Origin of the sequence: Pseudomonas sp. 5P_5.1_Bac1, from assembly GCF_025466015.1 — a bacterium.
Lineage (GTDB): Bacteria > Pseudomonadota > Gammaproteobacteria > Pseudomonadales > Pseudomonadaceae > Aquipseudomonas.
Genome location: NZ_JANLNX010000109.1, coordinates 1 through 935 on the forward strand (window position 1 = coordinate 1; position 935 = coordinate 935).

The 935-nt window shown below is 64.3% G+C and carries 1 pseudogene; it reads right to left on the bottom strand.

The features are described 5' to 3' along the window. A pseudogene (locus tag NTD82_RS24400) lies at positions 1-935 on the bottom strand (sugar-binding protein); the annotation flags it as partial.

The window sequence follows — 935 nt, forward strand, 5'->3', positions numbered from 1 at the left end:
GCATCGTTGACGTCGGCTTTGGCCGGGGTCACGGTTTTCTGTTTCAGGTGTCGGACAAAACCATGGGGATCGGCCGGGCAGCCGTCGCTGGCGGTCGCCGGGTAGTACTCGCTGGTTTCGCTGATGCCGTTGGCCTGCACTTGCAGGGTGAGGTTGCCGTACACGTCGTACTCGCTGCGCACCACTTCGTCGCGTTGTTGCCCCGCGGCGATCCAGGAGGTGGTCACGGTCTTGGGCAACTGGCACTGCGCCGGTTGTTGCTCGAACGGCACGCTGCTGTCGTCGGCGTAGTACTGGGTGCGCACACGCTTGACCGCGCCGCCCTGCTCGGTGAGTTCCTCGCTGATCAGGTGGAAGCGGTTAAAGATGCGCTTGATGCTGCGTCGCGGGCGGTTGTTGGTGGCGTCCCAGAGCTGTTCGGTGGAGTCGTAGACGTAGGCGCTGAGAACTTTGTAGAGGTTGTCCAGGCCGTTGTCTTCCCAGATCAGGCCGGGGGCGTTGCGGCCGAGGAAGTTGTTGCTGGAATACTGGTAGCGGGTGTCGATGGCTGGCTGGCCCGCGCCAGGTTCGTGCAGGTGGCGGCGGACCCGCGGCAGGGTGCGGCCGCCGGTGCCGGGAAACTGGTGCGGGGTGGTGTCGTATTCGATGGTCTCGCGCCCGCCCAGCGGGCCTTCGACTTGGTTGATGCACTGGGTTTTGGTGTCATAGCCGAAGCGCCAACTGGCCGGGCTGGCGGTAGGCAGTTCAAGGCGCGTCAGGCGCTGTTCATTGCCAAGGATCAACGAGAACACGGCCTCATTGGGCGTCCTGGGAAAAAGCCGCAGGGTGTACTCGAGCGGGCGAATCTCCAGCAGCAACGTGCCATCGGCGTTGGCGATGCTCAGGAGCCGACGAACGCTGCCGAAGGCCGAATAGGCCAGGGTGACGTGATGGCC